Genomic DNA, 17,306 nt, shown 5'->3' with positions numbered 1-17,306 from the left:
CCATTCGGGGTCGCGCCCGACGCCATCCCCACAGCGTTCAACTGCTTCATGAATGTGCGCGTAAACGGGGAGACGGGTGCGTTCACAGTCGAGCCGCCGCTCAGCCGCGCGGGCGACCGGATCGTTTTCGAGGCCCAGATGGATCTGGTCATCGGTCTAACCGCTTGCTCCGCACTGCAATCGAACAATGGCAGTTTCAAACCGATCCACTACCAGATCATCGCTGCTGCCGGAAAGGACCGCGACCCGGCTTGATCCTCCTCGCGCCCGCGCGCTCAGGCGCGCGCTCGCTGGCAAGGCCTGATCAGCGGCGACCACTTGAGGCGCGGCCGCCGCACTTATCCCGAGAGCCGAAGAATTGGCCGCCGCACCTGCTGCCTTCGAACTGGATTTGGATTTGGACTCGGTCCTGGATTGGGTTTGAGTTGCGTCGTGCCTCCTGTCGGCCCCCAGCCATCGGCGATCTTAACCCGCATCAATATGATTTCGCCGTTCACGACATTCGTGTTGATCGAGGTCAACCCCGGGGAACCACCGGTCTCCCCACCCTGTTCACCTCCTGAGCATGTGGGCCTACGGAGGAAATCATGGGTGACAATCGAGAAGGTTTTGATCAGGGCCAAGATGTGGAACGCGAGCGTGAAGACACGGCTGGCGGCGCTCGGCCCGATGACGGTTTCGAGGACGAGCGTGGAGATGAAGAAGATCCCGCAGAGGATGATTCCGGCGAGTATGAAAGCGAGGACGACGGAGCCACGCCTGAACCTGGGATCGCCGGCGCATTGCCCGACGAGTGATTCACGCCTCTCTGAAAGAAATGGTGGCATTCCGGTTGATCGGAGTGCCACCTTTTTACTGTAAGCGGGGGCAATCCGCACTTCGATCTCATAGCCCGCTTCGGGCGCCGGACCATCCACACCGCGCGCAACTGGCGCATCCGTGGTTCGTTGCATGGGTGTGATGTTTCAAGAACGGGAGCCGGACATGCGTCTGCTGCGCGACAATAGCCTCACGCTGATATTGTTGTTGCTGTTCGCGATCAGCCTGATCGGTCAGTGGCTGGCGGGATGGCACTTCAACAATTCGGAACTGGTCCGACATCATCAGTCCGAAATCGGCCCCGTGGCCTTTCTGCGCGATCCGCTGTTCCTGTCGAGCGTGTTCGAAAACTGGGAGAGCGAGTTCCTGCAAATGTCGGCCTATGTCATGCTCACGGCCGTGCTTATGCAGCGGGGCTCTGCAGAGTCCCGTGATCCAGATGCCCCGCTGCGCGACGGCGATCTGGCGAAGCAGGCACGTAAAGCCGGTGCGCCCGCAATCCTGCGCGCGGGAGCGCTGTGGCGCTGGCTCTATGCGCGCTCGTTGGGAATAGTGCTCTTTATGCTCTTTGGGGCCTCCTTCACGCTTCACCTGGTCTACAGCGCCCAGGCCGCCGCCGCAGAAGCAGCGCAGCATGGGGACACGGCGGAACCGATCCACGCCTATCTCTTTTCTGCGCAGCTCTGGTTTGAATCATTTCAGAACTGGCAGAGCGAGTTTCTTTCAACCGCAGTCCTTATAGTTCTCTCGATCTTCCTGCGGCAACGCGAGTCCCCGGAATCGAAGCCGGTGGCAGCGCCTCATTCGCAGACGGGTGCTTAGGCCCTGCCGACGGATCGGGGCAACGGTCGGGTCCAGCGTCATCGCGGATCCAGCCGAAAGAAGGGCGCGGGCAGATCTAGCTCGCTTCGTCGACGCTCGCGAGCGGATGAATCGCAGGTCCGTTGAGCACTGCCCCATCGGGGGCAAATTGTGACCCGTGACAGGGGCAGTCCCAGCAATGTTCAAACGGATTCCAGTGGACGATGCAGCCGGCATGGGTGCAACTCGCCGACCGGCGCACGAACGCGCCCTGGGGGTCCCGGTAGACAGCGCGTTTGTGCAAACCCTGGCGTATGATCGCCCCGGCACCAGCTTCGATCTCGTCCTCCGCCGCGACCTCTCCGCGTGTGACATATTCTGCCATGTTGCGCGCAACGTCCGCCTGGCCTTTCACGAAATCCGCCAACGGAGCGCTCGAGGTCAAGGGCTTGCGTCCGGGGTCGAAAAGATCGGCGAAGCGCGATGGTGCGTCGAGCAACAAAGGGACGAGCGTAAGCGCCGCCGCAACCCCGTTCGTCATGCCCTGACCGGAATCCCCGCTGTGAATAAAGATGTTTCGGCTGCCGGGGTTGCGACCACAATAGGGCATATAATCGAGCGGCTCGAGCACTTGTCCGGACCATCGATAGTCGGGTTCCCCGAATTCGGGAAAATGTTCACGGGTCCATTCGACAAGGGCGGCGAAGCGGGCCTCCATATCGCTCGCCTCGCCGGTACGATGATCCTCGCCGCCCGCGATGAGGAGGTCGTGCACCGCATCGAGCGGCTGGATACGAACATAATGATAGGCCTCGAGGCTGTCCCATAACAATACGTCAGCGACCGATCCCGCGGGCACGCGGCCCGCGATGACGTAACTGCGCATCGGCGTCTGCTTTGTGTGGACGGTCACCCGGTTATTGACGGGCGAATTGGTCGCGAACGCCACGGCCTTCGCGCGAATAAGAGGCCCTGCTTCGGTTTCGATCTCGACACCATCGTCGGTCTCGCGGTCAGCGACATAGGCGGTGTCCCGATAAAGCGTTCCACCGCCTGTTATCACGGCGTGCGCGAGGCCGGTGAGATAGCGGGTGGGATGGATGCGGGCCTGCCGTGAAAAGCGCAGGGCCTTTCCCGTGTCGACGGCCCCAATCGGCGCGCGTTCGACCCAGGCGACGTCGATACCCAGCGCGCTGCAAGCATCATGTTCCGTTTCGAGATCGCCAAGATCGTCCGGACGGGCCGCGAAAAGATAACCGTCGACGCGTGCGAAATCCGCACCGATATGTTCCCGGTCGCAAATTGCCTCGATCCGGTCGATCGCAGCAACCTGGCTGGAATGGTAAAGCCGCGCCTTGTCTTCGCCGTGGATCGCAATCAGCTCGGAATAATAGTCGTCGAGCGCTGAGGCCAGGTGGGCCGTGGTTCGCGCGGTCATACCCGCCCCGATCTTCCCGCGATCGATGACGACGACCGACCGGCCCTCGCGCATCAGTTCATAGGCGATGGACAGACCAGCGATCCCTGATCCAACGACGACCACGTCGCAAATGGTGTCGGCCTGTAGCGGCGTTGCGGCCAGCCGCGGCAGCTCCTTCATCCAGCATGAAATGCTGTGCTCGTCGCCCACATTCATGAAGCCAACTCCGCAGTTGCACGCGACCGTTTTCGCCTCGTCGCTGGCGGGGCATCGAGCACCGGCCCTGCACGAAGCGTCGTCGAGCGCGCCTCGATGAGCGAGCCAAGCGCGAGGGCCGTAACACCGCCCCAGACGAGATGCGCCGCAATCATGAGGGCGTTCCGGCGCGGCGGGTGTTCATCGGCTGGCTCGAGGACACCGAATCCGGGAACCCATCCGAAGTAGCTCGCCGCCCATACTCCGACCCCAGCCGCCGCCCCCGCCCCGGGACCAATCCCGGGTCGCATGCCGCCAATCAGCGCGCCGATCGCTGCGCCATAGGCAAGATGCGCAACGGTCGCCGCATCCATGACGGCTTCGTCAGGGCCGTCGATCAGCACGCGTTCGGTAATTTCGCGTGGAGGCAGAGGATAGCGTTCCTCCTCAGGAAGGGCCGCATGCATCCTGTTCATAGCCGCAGTCATGGCGACAGTACCGGTGGCACCTGCGATCGCGCCCAGAAGCATACGGCTGAAAAGTTGGGGAGGTTGCTGGCTCATCTGCTGATCTCCGCGGTGGGATCATAGGGAACGTGCCGAAACCATAATAGGTTGCGCTTGAGCTGCTCCCCGCGGCCTACCTTAGGGATAACCATCGCGGCACGCATAATCGGCTTGATCCAGGTTAAACTGCACCGCCCCCGCGCAACTTTCATAGACCAGCCCCGGTTACCCACGCAGGTCCACCGCTGTCGTGCATCGCGACCGATGGTTTTCTTGGCAGCGATAATCTCAACTGGTCCGCATTCGATGGAGATTGCGAAATATTCTCGATCAAGTCCAAGTCTGGCCAGCCGCGAACCCTTCACTCGGTCAGGCAGGCACCTTGCTGGACGATCGGAGCTTCCAGGAATTTGTTGAGCGCCTCACCCAGTGCTGCGGGATTTTCCTGCATTGGGTAGTGACCGGCGTCTGCCAGCACGTGGCATGAGAAATTGCACAACGCGTCACGCCAGGTTGCGTCGACCAGATCTGCCGTAATGGCCTGATCGAACGCGCCGACGAGCACCTGAACGGGAGTCGGCAGGCCGCGAACCTGGTCGGCAAAATTGTCGAGCGCCCAGGATTCGAAATAGGCCGCGAACGCCTCGACGCTTGCGGTGCTCTGCGACGTCTCGACGAGCTCGCCATATAGTCCGTCGTCGAGCCGCCCTGAGGTCGAATGCCGAATGATGATGTCGCGCGCGCCGGCGTCGGTGGCGGCGGCACGGAACAGCCCCAGGGAATCCGCGTCAAAGGGCGCGGCCCCGGCCCATACCGGCGCAATGCCGACAAGGGCCGCGATCCGGTCCGGAGCCAGCAGAGCGAGCCGCAATCCGGCCTTCCCGCCCATGGAGTGGCCGACGACACTGAAATTGTCCCATCCCAGATGATCGGCCAGTGCGAGCGCGTCTTCCGCGATCGTCGCAATATCGAACGGGCCTGTTCGGTCTCCTGACAGCCCATATCCTCGCTGATCCATCAGCGCGAGCGACCAGACATCCTCCTCGAAGCCGGGCAGGATCGGATCAAAGCTCTTATGATCGCCGAACCAGCCGTGCAGGAAGAGAACGCGCCGGGGCCCGTGTCCGTGCAGCGCGTGGCCGATGACAGAGCCGCTCATGAGGCCACATAGGGTTCGACGCGCTGGTCGATCGCGCCGAAGAGCGAGCGGCCATGGTCATCGACCATTTCCAGATGAACCTGATCGCCGAAGCGGAGATAGGGCATGGAGGGCGCTCCGTCGCGAAGCTGTTCATGGGCACGCTCCTCGGCGATGCAGCCGCTGCCATGCCGGGCGTGATCGGCATTGGCGAGCGCGCCCGCGCCGATCACCGTGCCCGCACGCAGTTCACGGGTTCGCGCAGCGTGCGCGATGAGCTGGGCATAGTCGAAACTGGCGTCGATCCCCGGCTGGAGTTCGCCGAGCTGGTTGCCATTGATGTGGATTCGGTAGATCCCCGAAAGCAGCCGCCCGTTCCATGCGCTTCCCAGTTCGTCGGGCGTGACCGCCACGGGACCCATGCTGTTGACGCATTTGCCCTGTAGAAAGCCGAAGCCCCGCCCGATTTCGGGCGGGATCACGCCGCGCAGCGAATAGTCGTTGAGAAGTACGATCAGCCGCACATAGTTCGGCGCGTCCTCGACGCTCACCCCCATCGGGACATCCCCCGTGATGACCGCGATCTCCGCCTCGATATCGATGCCGAGCGCCTCGTCCTCGGTCAGGCGGAGAGGCTGTGTTGGACCCAGGATCGGATCCGACAGGCCCTGATACATGAGCGGGATCTCGAAGAAGTCCTCGGGTGGCTTCGCGCCGCGCGCTGCGCGGACCACTGACATGTGATGATAATAGGCGCTGCCGTCGAGAAACTGATAGGCGCGCGGAAGGGGGGCCAGCGCCGCACGCGGATCATAGTCGAAGACACCGTCCGCCTTGCCCTCCGCCAATGCCCGGTCGAGCGTGCGGAGTGCGGGCTCGACATTGGCCCAATTGTCGAGCGCGGCCTGAAGCGTGGGCGCAATACCGGTGGCCCGGACCGCACGGCGCATGTCGGCCGAAACCACGGCAAGCGCCCCGTCGCGACCGCCTTCGTTGAGGCTCGTCAGTTTCATTGCAGCACCTCCCGGTGATAGCCGCTGGCGCTGCCGAAAACCCGCTCACGGTTCGACCAGTCGTGGGTTTCGTTCCAGCATTCGAGGACCTCGACGGCCTCCCTCTCGAATTGCGCATATTGCTCGGGCGTAGCCGTGCGCGCGGTCAGTTCGAGCCGGTGCCCGGAAGGATCGAAGAAATAGATGGAGAGGATGAAACCGTCATGATCGGTCGGTCCGAGCACGTCGATGCCCTTGGCCTCGAGTTCGGCCCGCGCCTTGATGAGGGCATCGACGCTTTCAACCTCGAAAGCGAAATGCTGTACCCAATCGGGCGTGTTGGTGTCCTTGATACCGGGCGGCGCCTGCGGCACCTCGAAGAAGGCAATATTGGACCCGTCCTCCATCTCGAAGAAGATGTGGATGTGGGGGCTGTATTCGCCGGTGGATGGCACATGGTCCTCCCCCATCGCATGCGTGAATTTGAGTCCAAGCACGGTGGTGTAGAATTCCACGGTCTCGGCGGCATCGACGCACCGGAATGCGGCATGGTGCAGCTTCTTGCAAAGCATCGGTATGTCTCCTGTGAGATTTGGCACGTTCTAGAATTTGGTCCGCACGCCGACGCGGAACTGGCGCCCGATGACATCGTAGATATAGCCGTTGACGCCGGTCTGGATCGTGCTCGCGGTCGAGTAGTTGGGTGAGGCCGGCGGATCCTTGTCGAGCAGATTCTGGATCGCGAAATAGACCTCCGCGCCCTTGCCGAAGCTGTCGATGCGGTAGGTCATCGACCAGTCGAGATAGAAGGCGGACGGCACATTATTGTCGTCGATATCGACGCCTTCGACCCAGGCATTGTTGAGCTTGCCCGCGCTGATGAAGCGTCCGGTCAGCGTGGATGCGATATCACCCAGATCATAGGTAACCGACGACATGACGCGCCAGCTGGGCACCGCCTTGGACGGTTGGGACTCGTTGGCGTTGGTGCCGGCATATTCGACCTTCTGGCCATCGGCGGTTTCCGAGCGCTCGTCGACATAGGTTGCGACTGCTCTGAGCGTCAGGTCGCCCTTGCCCAGTTCGGTGCGATACGTTCCCTCGATATCGATACCCTTGGTTCGTTCCGAGTTGATGTTCTGCGGGACGAGCAGGATGCTCTGGATCGGCCCGGTAGGCGAGCTGCGCGTGATGAACGCGCATTGCGAGGTGATCCCCTCGTCGCACTTGTCGATGATCCGCTGCGCGATGAGGCTGGCAATCGCGCCATCGATCTTGATGTCGAAATAGTCGACCGAGACCGAGAGGCCATCAAGCCAGTGCGGGCGATAGACGATGCCAAAGGACTTGGTGTCGGCCTTTTCGGGCTTGAGGTTCGGATTGCCCTGGCTGACGGTCCGCGAACTGTAGCTCGTCCCCGTGACGGGATCGTCGACGGTCTGGTTGAGCGTCGCGCCGCCCTGGAACAGTTCGCTGAGATTGGGCGCGCGAATGTCGCGTGACACCACGCCGCGCGCGCGGATCTGATCGTTGAGGTCCCAGGTTGCGCCGACCTTCCAGGTGGTCACCGATCCACTGAGACTATAGTCGGTCAGGCGGATCGCGGCGTTCAGGTCGAGTGACTTGGCGAATGGCTTGTCCGCGAGCAGCGGGATCACCGTTTCAAAGAAGGCTTCCTTCACATCATATTTGCCGCTCGACGGCTTGAAGTTGCCGACGAAGAAGGCATCGGTCAGTGAGAGCGCATCGGCGGTCGAGCGATATTTCTCGCGCCGTCCCTCGATGCCGAGCGCGACCGAGACCGGACCCGCCCAAAGCGAGAGCGGCTCGCCGCGCAGGCTTGCTGCGACGACGTCCTGCTGGATCTTGATATTCTGGACTGAGCGCCCGAAGACATAGTTGCGGCCCGCCTCGGAGGTCGAACCAGAACCGAAAATGTTGAGCGGCACGCAACCGTTGGTAGGATCCGCAAGGGTCGTTCGGCACACGATCTGCCCGTTGGCGGGATTGACGACCGAGTCCACCGCCCGGTTGAAATTGGCGATGATCGGATTGTTGTCATATGCGCCGGTCGAGAAATCGGTGACGCCGTGCTGAACATAGGCATCCCAAGACCAGCCGCCGCTCAGTTCACCTTCCGCGCCTGCGACATAGCGTTGCTGCTCGCGTTTGTTGCGCCCCCGCAGCGGCCCCCAGTCGAGGAACATGCGTCCCATCTGGATGGTGTTTAGACCGAGCGAAGCCATCTGCGTGGCGATGCTTCCCGGCAAGAAAGCATTGTCGCGTCGGATCGTGATATTGCCGCCGCGATCATAGACGCGCGCCACAATCTCGTTCCACGCCTTGGCGTAGGTCGCCTCGCCGTAAATGGTGACGTCGGGCGCGATCTCGTAGCTCAGGCGACCATAAGCGGTGCCATAGCGCAGCGGCACGGCGAGCTCGATTGCCTGGCTGATGTCCTCGACATCGCCGCCAAAAGCCGAAATGCCGCTGACCGTGCCGGGATCGTAGGGCATGGGAACGCCGCCGGGGCCGAACTGGATGTTGCGCAACGGATTGGCCATGGTGACGCCGCCGACCGTCACGGTTGCGGGACCGGTGATGAGCCCGCCCGAAGTCTCGTTGCTGGCCCCCACTCCGGTCTGGACGATGCGCCGCGGTTGGCCGTTGGTCGCCGTCCAGGCGGGATTGAAGATGACCTTGCGGCTCTTGAACCAGTCGCGCGTGCTCACCTTTCCGGCGGCGCCATCGTCGTGATATTCGCCGCTGACGATGAAATGGCCGCGCCCATCGGCAAAGCTCGTCCCGTAGGAGAGCTCGGCCTTGAAGGTGCGGGCATCGCCCTCTTCGGCGATCCCGCTCTGGATGTTGGCCATGACGCCTTCGAACTTGCGGTCGAGGACGAAATTGACGACGCCGGCAACGGCATCCGAACCCCAGGCCGCCGATGCGCCGCCCGTCACGACATCGACGCGCTGGACGAGCGCCTGGGGCAACAGGTTGATATCGACATTGCCCGTGATGGTGGACGGCACCACGCGATGACCGTCGAGAAGCACGAGCGTGCGGTTCGCCCCCAGGCTGCGCAGGTTAAAAAGGTTGGAACCGACCGTCGCCGACGCGCCGGTATTGGCGATGCGCGGCGTGTTCGAACCCACGAGCGCGGGCAACTGGTTGACATAGTCGGCAATGCTGGCGGGTGCCGCCGCCTTGATCTGTTCGACGCCGATGACGGTGGTCGGCGTCGGCGCCGTAAAGCCTTCGCGAGCCACGCGCGAGCCTGTCACCACAATGTCGCTGGCCGGCGTTTCCTCGGCCGCCTGCGGTGCTGCCGCCGGTTCGCTTTCCTGGGCCGTGGCTTGGCCGTAGGGCATCAGGCAGAAGACCGCGACGGCAGCGCTCGTCGCTTTCAGATATCGGTTCTGGCGAGAATATCGGTTCTTTGCCTGCTCCATATTGCGCGTTTTCATTCCCATCCTCTCTTCCCCATTATTGGTGGTGCCGGATGGGGTTTCTCACCCTCTGTGTCCGTCCCCTTCCCTGTCGCATGGGCTTTTCAACCGCGCTGTCGGCACAATCCGTCCACTTGCCAATCAGTCCAGTTTTTCGAAAGCCAAAGGCGTTTTTTGGGTTCGCTCATTGCCCGTTGGCGGTAGATGAAGAGGGCCGATCATGATCAGGCGCCTGTCCGGTCATGGTGGATACAAATAGAAAAGAAGAGGATGCGGGCGTTATGGCGCAGGAAAGACTGGTCTGGATATTTTCCGGACGCTTCGGACGGGCGACCGTCAATCTGAATGACCGACCGCTCGTTGAACATTCTCATCGTCAGATCAACATTCTCTTCAAGATGGGTGGCGCGGACGCGATATTTCAGGCCGACGGCAAGGATATTGTGCTCGACGACCAGAATGTGCTGCTGTTCAATTCCTGGCTGCCCCATGCCAAGCTCGCCAATGATGACAAACCCACACTGATCCTGTCGCTCTTCATTGAACCGGCATGGCTGTCCGAAATGCTTCCCGAAACGACGATGATCGTGGAATCGCTTTTTCCGGGCCCCAGTGCCGAACTCAACGAGGAGGTGCGCATGCTTGCGAACCGGCTCGCCTCGGCCATCCCGACGCATGTTCGCGATATCGACGATCAGTGCGGCGACCTTTTGCTCAGTCTGATGGACGCGCTCGTCACCAACTACGCCGACTCTTCGCTCGACCGCGCGTTGCTTCCGCGCCGGCGCATGGTCGACTTCCGCATCCGCAAGGCGCTTGCCTATATCCACGAAAATGCGCTCAAGAATCCCCGCATGGAAGAAGTGGCGCGTGAGGTCGGCCTCTCACGCTCCCGCTTCTTCGAGCAATTCCGTCGCTGCGTCGGAACGTCGCCGCAGCATTATGCAGACTATGTCCGCCTCACAATGGCGACGCGCCGGCTGAGCACCTCCGACCTCCCGCTGATCGAACTCGCCGACGAACTCGGCTTTGCCGGCCACAGCAATTTCACCCGCTTCTTCACCCAGCATATCGGCGTATCGCCGAGCGAATTTCGCCGCCAGACCACGAGCGGCGACGCGGCTGCATCCTGATCCTCATTTGAGCGGGATCGTGGCGATCTTGCCGAACGCGTCGCGCCTGCTGACACGGTCGTACCAGGCTAGGATCGCCGGGACCACCGGACGGTCGACCGCCAGCTTCAGCCAGCGATGGACACTGATCCCGACCGCGATATCAGCGAGCGAGAACGCATCTCCTGCGACATAGGGTGATTGCGCGAGCCGCCCTTCCACGATCAGGAATTTGCTAGCGGCATAATCGGCCGCGGCCGCGATCTCCTCAACTGTTGGCGCCACGGCACCGGGGCGGTGAAGCTTCATGAAGAGGTCGCGGAGCGCAAGGCCAAGCGCGACCATCTGCCAGTCGAGCCATTGGTCCATTATGGCGCGCGCATGCCGGTCGTCCGGCATCAGCCCGGATTGTGGGTGATCTGCGGCCAGATAGCGAAGGATTGCGTGCGATTCCCACAATATGAAGCCATTGTCCTCGATCGTCGGGATCAGGCCATTGGGATTTTTGGCGCGATAAGCGGGATCGTCGAGGCCGCCAAAAGGCCCACCGAGGTCGATCCGCTCATAAGACAGTCCCAACTCGGCGCACAGCCAGAGCACTTTCTGTACATTGGTCGACGTTTCCCGACCCCAGATCCGCAATGTCATATTCGTTCCTCAACATGATTAGTCGCTCGATCCGACCGTAAAGCCGGCCTCAGCGGATTGTTGGCGTGTCCAGTGAAGGCTCCCGTCGCAGGGGAGAGCGCGCGATTTCTAGAAGCGTGGGCCGAGCGAAGTGCGGTTCCAGCACCAGCGTAAACACTCACTACCGCCGGTAGAGCGCCGGCTCGTCGCCGGAGACCGGATTGCTGAGTATGCCAATGCCGTCGATCTCGACTTCGACCAGATCGCCGGGACGCATATGGACAAGGCCTGGTGTCTTAAAGGTGCCGAACTGCCGGCTGAGATCGCGACCTTCGACATCGTCCTCGGCGGGCGGCAAGGCGCCGGGCGTTCCCATCGCGATCATATCGCCGGGCCGCAGCGTGTAAGCTTGCGAAAGGTAACTGATGGTGGCGGCGACATCGAAGAGCATGTCGTCGAGCGGCGCATCCTGGCGCGTGACGCCGTTGACGCGCGTTTTCACCCTGTGGGTGGACGGATCCCCGAACTCATCGGCGGTCACGAGCCAGGGCCCGTAGCTTCCCGAAGCCTCGAAATTCTTGCCCAGACCGAACTGGCGGTTGTGATGCTGATACTCGCGCACCGAGCCTTCGTTGAGGCAGCTATATCCCGCTACATGTTCCAGCGCGCGGTCATAAGGGATGTGGCGACCGCCCTTCCCGATCACGACCGCGAGCTCGCCCTCATAGTCGAAGGCGCGTGCCACATCGTCATGCGGTGCGAGGATCGGCTCACCCGCGCCGACATAGGAGGCTGCGGTTCGCAGGAAGAGATGCGGATGTTCCCGCGATGTGGTGAGGCCGGTTTCCTCGATGTGCGTCTTGAAATTGAGGGCGAGCGCCCAGAGCGCATTGGCCCGCCCCAGAAATGGCTTGAGCGTCACCGAGGCGAGCTCGCGCTTCCCCACCTGTCCTTCCACGGCGGCCGCGACGTGCAAAAGGCCATCAGGCATTTCGAGGATGGCGACCAGCGAGGTCGGCAGTTTGGGCGCGACATCGGCAAGAGCCACGAAATGCTCCGGGCCGGTCATGACCCCGAGCGCTTCACCTGCGCCATCGGCAAAAGCGATGATCTTCATTGGACAAAGTCCTCCCCTGCGCCGAAGCAGCCTTCGGCGGTGCTGATGCTTGAATTTGCGTCGGTTTCTAGGCGGAGACGGTGCAGCCGATTGCTTCGACGGCGCAGGTGACAACCGCATCGTCGATCTCTGACGGAGCCCCGCTGGCCCCCATCACGCCGATGAACTGTCCTTCAAGGAATATCGGAAGCGCGCCCTGGGCGGGCAGCAGCGGCGCACCGAAGCCCAGCGATGAGACATTGCCCCAGACCATGGGATTGTCATTGTAGCGCTGACCGAGGCTGAGACCGGGCTGACCGCCCGTCGCGGCACTGGCGAATGCCTTGCCGCGCGCGACCTCGATTGTGATGAAAGCGGCGCCGTCCATGCGGGCTGAAGCGACTAGATGGCCGGCAGCGTCGAGAACCACGAAGCTCAGTGCGACCTTCCGTTCCCTGGCAGCCGCTACGCCGGCGGCGATCGCCTCGCTGGCGAGTTCATAGCCAATCAGCGATTGGCTCAGCGTTTTGGTGTTGGTCATATCTGGCTCCGGTTCAAAGGTTGGAATGGCGTGCCCGCGCGAGCAGGGTAATGAAGAGCGCTGCGGCAAAGGCGGGAAGCGCGATCGCGAGATAGATGCGGCCCACCGGCCAGGCCGAGGCTATGAGCAGTCCGACGAGCATCGGCCCGATGATCGTGCCGAGACGGCCGGCACCGAGCGCGAAGCCAACGCCCGATGCACGCGCGGTTTCAGGATAAATGCGGCTCGATACCGCGATGAGGGCAGCTCCAGCGGCGGAACCGAAAAAGCCCGCGAAGACCGTGGCGCCGGCGAGCAGCGGGAAGATACCGATGCTCTGTCCCATAGCGATGACCGACAGGCCCGAGGCGACCAGCGCGATCGTCAGGGCCTGTCGCGGTGTCAGCCGACCGATCAGCGCGCCGATGGTGAGCGTCCCCAATATGCCGCCGACATTGTGCAATGCGAGGATCGACGCGGCGGCGGATGCCGACAGGCCGGATTGGGCCAGGAGCGCAGGCGTCCAGAAGACGACGACGATGAGCGTCATCCACCCGGTGAGCGAAGCGAGCCAGAGCCAGATCGTTGCCAACCAGCGGTGCTCGCCGAAAAGCGCGGTTCCGAGCCCGACTTTCTCCTGGACGACGGCCTTGACCTCGCTGGATTCCGGCAAATAAGGCAACATGATGCCGATCAGCAGCATGGGCGCGACGAAGCCGATATAGAAGGTCATCTTCCAGCCGAAGTCCGGCAGCAAGGCCGCGGTGGCGAGCGCCGCCGTCATCCCGCCGAGCGGGACTGCGGCCCACATCATGGTCACGACGCGCGCGCGTTTCTCCGGCGGTGCATATTCAGAAGCCAGGCTCACGAAATTGGGCGTCGCCCCGCCGAGCCCGAGTCCGGCCAGCAGGCGAGCGGCGAAAAGCGTCTCGAAGTTCGAGGCAAAAGCGGTTGCGAGCGAACAGAGTCCGAATAGCGCAACAGCGCAGATCAGGACGCGCTTGCGACCGAGCCGGTCTCCAAGCGCCCCGAATGTCAGTGCGCCGACCAGAAACCCGATTTGCGAGGCGCTGAACACCGGTCCGAGATCCCCGACGGGAAAACCCAGCGAGGTCGCGATCGGTTTGGCGGCGGGACCCAGCGCCTGGGTGTCGAAACCATCTAGAAAAGCGACAATGGCGCACAGGGTGATGGCGCGCGCCTGAAGCGATCGGGTCGACTCCGGCGCCGCTATTGTGGTGGCGGCAGTCATGCGCCCGGCCTCACCGACGCGCCAATGCGCGCCTGCAGGCTTGTATCGAAGATCGCCTTGGGCAGCATCGCATGAACGGCCTTGGCGGGCTTGGAGGTGTAGTTGGTGTCGAGCTGATGCGCATATTGCGTTACGCGGAAGCTGCCGGCGATACTTGCTAGTGAATAGATGTCGGCAGGGCTGAGACCGCTTGCCGGAGCGAGCCATTTGATCAGGCGCCGAAGTCCCAGCGTCAGGGCATGCTCGAGCGATTCCGCATAGCCCGGCATGACCCAGTGCGTCGCGGTTTCAGCGACCGGACCCTGCAATTCTACTCGCTTGTGGAGAACATACTGGATCCGCAGATCCTCCATCGCGGTTTCGATCGCGGTCTGGTTGACGACGCCATCGCCTTGCGCGGCATGCGAATCTCCGGTCCACAGGCGCCCTCCTGTCACCTGCACCGGCAGGAACAACGCGGTGCCCTCAACCAGCTCGGGCAGCAGAAGATTGCCACCATAGTCACCCGTGAGGATTGCACTGATCGGTTCGTTGCCCTTGGGCTCGGTGGCGATCACGGCCTGGATGGGATTGAGCGCGACGGTGACGCCGGGCGCGAACTGGGTCGTCTTGCGCGCCGCGTCGAAGCGGAAATAATGGAGATAGGGTTGGTCGAAATCTTCGGGGAGAGCGCCGACGCCAAGAGGCGCCGAGTTCCAGCCCCAATCGATCGGCTTGAGGCGCAACATGCGGCACTCGATCACGTCGCCCGGCTCGGCGCCGGCCACCTCGACCGGTCCCACCAGCGAAAACGGGCCGGTCCGATATTGTTTGCGGATCGGTTCGCGCTCGGCGAACGACATCCCGTATTGGGGCTTGTTGCCCCAATGGAGCCAGGTGTTGGGATAGTGGACGACATCGCCGGACCGGATCCTGATCGCGGTTGGCGCCGATGGGTCGAAGGCTCCCGATCGGACGGTCTGGGGCGTCGACGGCAGGACATGCGTTGTCCCCACCCGTGCGCGATCAAAGACCGGCAGTGCTTTTGCAGGAGCAGCGAGAGCGGTGCTGCCAACGGCGGGCGCGAGGAGTGCGCCGATACCGGAAGCCGCCGCGAACCGTCCAAGCGAGCGCCTGCTCAAACCGCGCGTGTCCATCATGGCGGACAACTCGTCGCCATCAGTCCCATCGAGATGGCGGCTTCTTTCTATCATCGCCGGTGTTGCTGCATGGCCAATATGCAAGGCGCAAGGACTGGAGGCGGGGCAACATTGTGCGCCTGACGGCGCTTTGTGGATACTCATGTCCTCTCCCATGCTCCGGCTCACATTTTGCGATCGTTGTCGCTATCGATAGGAAATCGCGACGGTTGGCGCTTTCCTGTCAATCTTGCCGCTTGTCCGATCGTCCGACTTTCACGTTGCACAAGGCCGCCCACCAACCCTGCCGCGTATGATTTCCTGGCACGTCGCACGCGCGATCATCATATTTGGGCTCTGACCAATAAGCTGAGCCCCGATGTTATGCCTGCGGCCTGCCTACAGCATCGGTCAACTTTGAACTCGATAATGAAGGTCAAACACCGCCAAGATCAGCACAGCCGATCGAACCTGCCGGGTGTTGCAGGTTACTCGGGATGGCCGGAGCAACAACCCGGCTGGAGTGGGTTGAGATCGGATCGCGGGAGGCGCGCCCTCCCATCTCGCGCGTGAACTCTGCCTCCCCAACGTCTTGTGGCGTCCGCGAGGCTGTGGTGTTCGGGCCGGGTCTGCTACCCGATCAACGCGCAGCAAGTGCCGGTGCAGGCGAATCCCACCCTCCACCGAGAGCCCGGAAGGAGGCAATGGCGGCGCGTGCGGCAGCCGCCCATGACTGAATTTCAGCGTCGCAATTTGCGAGTAGGCTCCGGTCAGCGTCGAGCACATCAAGCAGGTTGGCAACCCCGGCCTCCGGACACCAATTAACGCTCCTGATATTCTCGATTCGGATCGCGGGATTAAATTGCGCGCTCATTCCGTGGGTATCGCCGAACGCGTTCGATTGTCGCTGCCCGGCCCCAGCAGGCCGGGCGCGATCGCCGTCACGCGGCAGCTAGCGTGCCAAAGTCGGTGTAACCTTCGGCTCCTCCACCATAATATGCCGACGCCGGGGCATCCAGAAGCGGCGCATCGCGGCGCAGGCGCTCGACGAGATCGGGGTTGCCGATGAAAGGCCGCCCAAAGGACACCATGTCGGCACGGCCCGAGGCAACCGCGTCGATCGCGAGCTGGCGGCCATAGCTGTTGTTGGCGATGTGGGCCATTTATCGGCAAGTGGCCCAAAGCTCTCCTCATCGCCAGGTCTGACTGCTGCCACGAAGCAGTCTGCGCGATCTTGAGAAATGTCCCGATCTGGACTCCATGAATATACTGAAAATATTGTTGCAGATCAGCAACGTATTAAATTAATCTGCCCCGCTCACAACTGGGACTGACGGCGTGCAAGTACCGTTCATCCCAAACCGGGCTTGAGGCACAATCCTTTCTGGCCGTGCTTGAGAACGACCCGGAAGATCGATTGGAAGGCAGCCACCGCTCTTGTGTGGTGAGAACATGCGAGCGGCGGCTGATCGGCTTTCAATGCGTACATTTCTGATTGCCAGGGAGTTTATTGACCAGGTCTCGAACATTAGGACGAGAAGAGCACTTGAGGATGCGCTCGCCGACGCATGCGCTCGCATCGGTTTGCGCTATTTTGCAGTGTCGCATCATGTCGATTTCTCGGTTCATTCCACTGCGCTCAGGATCCACAATTATCCGGGGCATTGGGCTGAGTGGTATGACGAGCATCGCCTCGGCGTGTCGGACCCGATCCACCGCGCAAGCCAGATGATCGCAAACGGTTTCACCTGGGATGAGGTACCGAGACTTATCGCGATGACCGCCAGTGATCATGCGCTTCTCGAGCGCAGCCGAAAAATGGGCTTCGGCAATGGCGTGACTGTGCCGGCGCATGTGCCGGGCGAACGCCGCGGCTCGTGCACCTTCGTGAGTGCCGCCGGCGAGCAGTTGCCACCCGACGCACTCATCTGGGCACAGACCGTCGGATTGTTCGCATTCCAGGCAGCGCGGCGGATCTTTAGCCCGCGGCTCAATACCCGTTGGCCAAGGATCAGCGACCGCCAGCGCGACTGCATCCTGCTCGCGGGGCGCGGGGTCAGGAATGCCGAGATCGCAGTCGCGCTCGGAATTGGCCAGCAAACCGTGCTTGAGCATTTGCGTGAAGCCCGGGCGCGCCATGGCGTGCGATCGCGAACTGAGCTCGTCGTCAATCTCCTTGCCAGCGGCTCGCTCTGCCTGGATGATCTCACACGCCGTGACGATTGAGCTTTCCCGATCTCATCCGGCTATCGGGTCGC

The 17,306-nt window shown here is 62.3% G+C and carries 17 protein-coding genes; 5 read left to right on the top strand and 12 right to left on the bottom strand.

What is annotated here, in order from left to right:
* The 3 genes from MKI88_RS06590 to MKI88_RS06580 form a co-directional block, all read left to right on the top strand.
* Positions 1–255 (top strand): DUF1989 domain-containing protein (locus MKI88_RS06590; RefSeq protein WP_241630163.1); only part of this gene is annotated, 255 nt, incomplete at its 5' end.
* A gap of 332 nt (positions 256–587) precedes the next feature.
* Complete coding sequence (locus tag MKI88_RS06585; RefSeq protein ID WP_241630162.1) at positions 588–797, top strand: DNA polymerase V family protein; 210 nt, start codon at positions 588–590, stop codon at positions 795–797.
* Positions 798–984: 187 nt separating this feature from the next.
* Positions 985–1,641 (top strand): DUF6766 family protein, encoded by a 657-nt coding sequence (locus MKI88_RS06580; protein ID WP_241630161.1) that lies wholly within the window; start codon positions 985–987, stop codon positions 1,639–1,641.
* Positions 1,642–1,717: 76 nt separating this feature from the next.
* Here MKI88_RS06580 and MKI88_RS06575 read toward each other — a convergent pair whose 3' ends face one another.
* From MKI88_RS06575 to MKI88_RS06550, 6 genes are all read right to left on the bottom strand, one after another.
* The gene (locus MKI88_RS06575; protein ID WP_241630160.1) at positions 1,718–3,256 is read right to left on the bottom strand and encodes an FAD-dependent oxidoreductase; all 1,539 of its coding nucleotides are present in this window, start codon (positions 3,254–3,256) and stop codon (positions 1,718–1,720) included.
* A complete protein-coding gene (locus MKI88_RS06570; protein ID WP_241630159.1) occupies positions 3,253–3,711 on the bottom strand; it encodes a hypothetical protein in 459 nt (152 codons plus the stop codon). The genes MKI88_RS06575 and MKI88_RS06570 overlap by 4 nt, the downstream gene beginning before the upstream one ends.
* 391 nt (positions 3,712–4,102) lie before the next feature.
* The gene (locus MKI88_RS06565; protein ID WP_241630158.1) at positions 4,103–4,900 is read right to left on the bottom strand and encodes an alpha/beta fold hydrolase; all 798 of its coding nucleotides are present in this window, start codon (positions 4,898–4,900) and stop codon (positions 4,103–4,105) included.
* Positions 4,897–5,892: a fumarylacetoacetate hydrolase family protein gene (locus MKI88_RS06560; protein ID WP_241630157.1), complete on the bottom strand. Its 996-nt coding sequence runs from the start codon at positions 5,890–5,892 to the stop codon at positions 4,897–4,899. Before MKI88_RS06560 ends, MKI88_RS06565 begins: the two co-directional genes overlap by 4 nt.
* Positions 5,889–6,443: a VOC family protein gene (locus MKI88_RS06555; RefSeq protein WP_241630156.1), complete on the bottom strand. Its 555-nt coding sequence runs from the start codon at positions 6,441–6,443 to the stop codon at positions 5,889–5,891. Before MKI88_RS06555 ends, MKI88_RS06560 begins: the two co-directional genes overlap by 4 nt.
* A gap of 30 nt (positions 6,444–6,473) precedes the next feature.
* Positions 6,474–9,341, bottom strand: coding sequence for a TonB-dependent receptor domain-containing protein (locus MKI88_RS06550; RefSeq protein ID WP_241630155.1), 2,868 nt, complete (start codon positions 9,339–9,341; stop codon positions 6,474–6,476).
* 263 nt (positions 9,342–9,604) lie between these two features.
* On the opposite strand from MKI88_RS06550, the gene MKI88_RS06545 reads away from it, so the two are divergent.
* Positions 9,605–10,456, top strand: coding sequence for an AraC family transcriptional regulator (locus MKI88_RS06545; RefSeq protein WP_241630154.1), 852 nt, complete (start codon positions 9,605–9,607; stop codon positions 10,454–10,456).
* Between the two features lie 3 nt (positions 10,457–10,459).
* Here the strand turns inward: MKI88_RS06545 and MKI88_RS06540 are convergent, their stop codons facing one another.
* The 6 genes from MKI88_RS06540 to MKI88_RS06515 all read right to left on the bottom strand — a co-directional run bounded on the left by MKI88_RS06540 (position 10,460) and on the right by MKI88_RS06515 (position 16,211).
* Positions 10,460–11,083, bottom strand: a complete 624-nt coding sequence (locus tag MKI88_RS06540; RefSeq protein WP_241630153.1) for a glutathione S-transferase family protein — start codon at positions 11,081–11,083, stop codon at positions 10,460–10,462.
* A gap of 160 nt (positions 11,084–11,243) precedes the next feature.
* Complete coding sequence (locus tag MKI88_RS06535; protein WP_241630152.1) at positions 11,244–12,179, bottom strand: fumarylacetoacetate hydrolase family protein; 936 nt, start codon at positions 12,177–12,179, stop codon at positions 11,244–11,246.
* 67 nt (positions 12,180–12,246) lie between these two features.
* On the bottom strand, positions 12,247–12,699 hold the full coding sequence (locus MKI88_RS06530; protein ID WP_241630151.1) for a heme-binding protein: 453 nt from the start codon (positions 12,697–12,699) through the stop codon (positions 12,247–12,249).
* A 13-nt stretch (positions 12,700–12,712) separates the two neighbouring features.
* Entirely contained in the window at positions 12,713–13,930 is a 1,218-nt protein-coding gene (locus MKI88_RS06525) for an MFS transporter (RefSeq protein ID WP_241630150.1), read from the bottom strand.
* A complete protein-coding gene (locus MKI88_RS06520; RefSeq protein WP_241630149.1) occupies positions 13,927–15,069 on the bottom strand; it encodes an acetamidase/formamidase family protein in 1,143 nt (380 codons plus the stop codon). The genes MKI88_RS06525 and MKI88_RS06520 overlap by 4 nt, the downstream gene beginning before the upstream one ends.
* A 920-nt stretch (positions 15,070–15,989) precedes the next feature.
* Entirely contained in the window at positions 15,990–16,211 is a 222-nt protein-coding gene (locus tag MKI88_RS06515; protein ID WP_281063719.1) for a hypothetical protein, read from the bottom strand.
* A 289-nt stretch (positions 16,212–16,500) separates the two neighbouring features.
* Here MKI88_RS06515 and MKI88_RS06510 point away from each other — a divergent pair, with 289 nt between their 5' ends.
* Positions 16,501–17,274 (top strand): LuxR family transcriptional regulator, encoded by a 774-nt coding sequence (locus MKI88_RS06510; RefSeq protein WP_348636239.1) that lies wholly within the window; start codon positions 16,501–16,503, stop codon positions 17,272–17,274.
* The last annotated feature ends 32 nt before the right edge of the window (positions 17,275–17,306 follow it).

It is taken from the genome of Sphingomonas sp. LaA6.9, from assembly GCF_022601895.1.
Lineage (GTDB): Bacteria > Pseudomonadota > Alphaproteobacteria > Sphingomonadales > Sphingomonadaceae > Sphingobium_A.
Note: the sequence above shows the minus strand (reverse complement) of the source record. Positions and strands in the feature narration are given on the sequence as shown.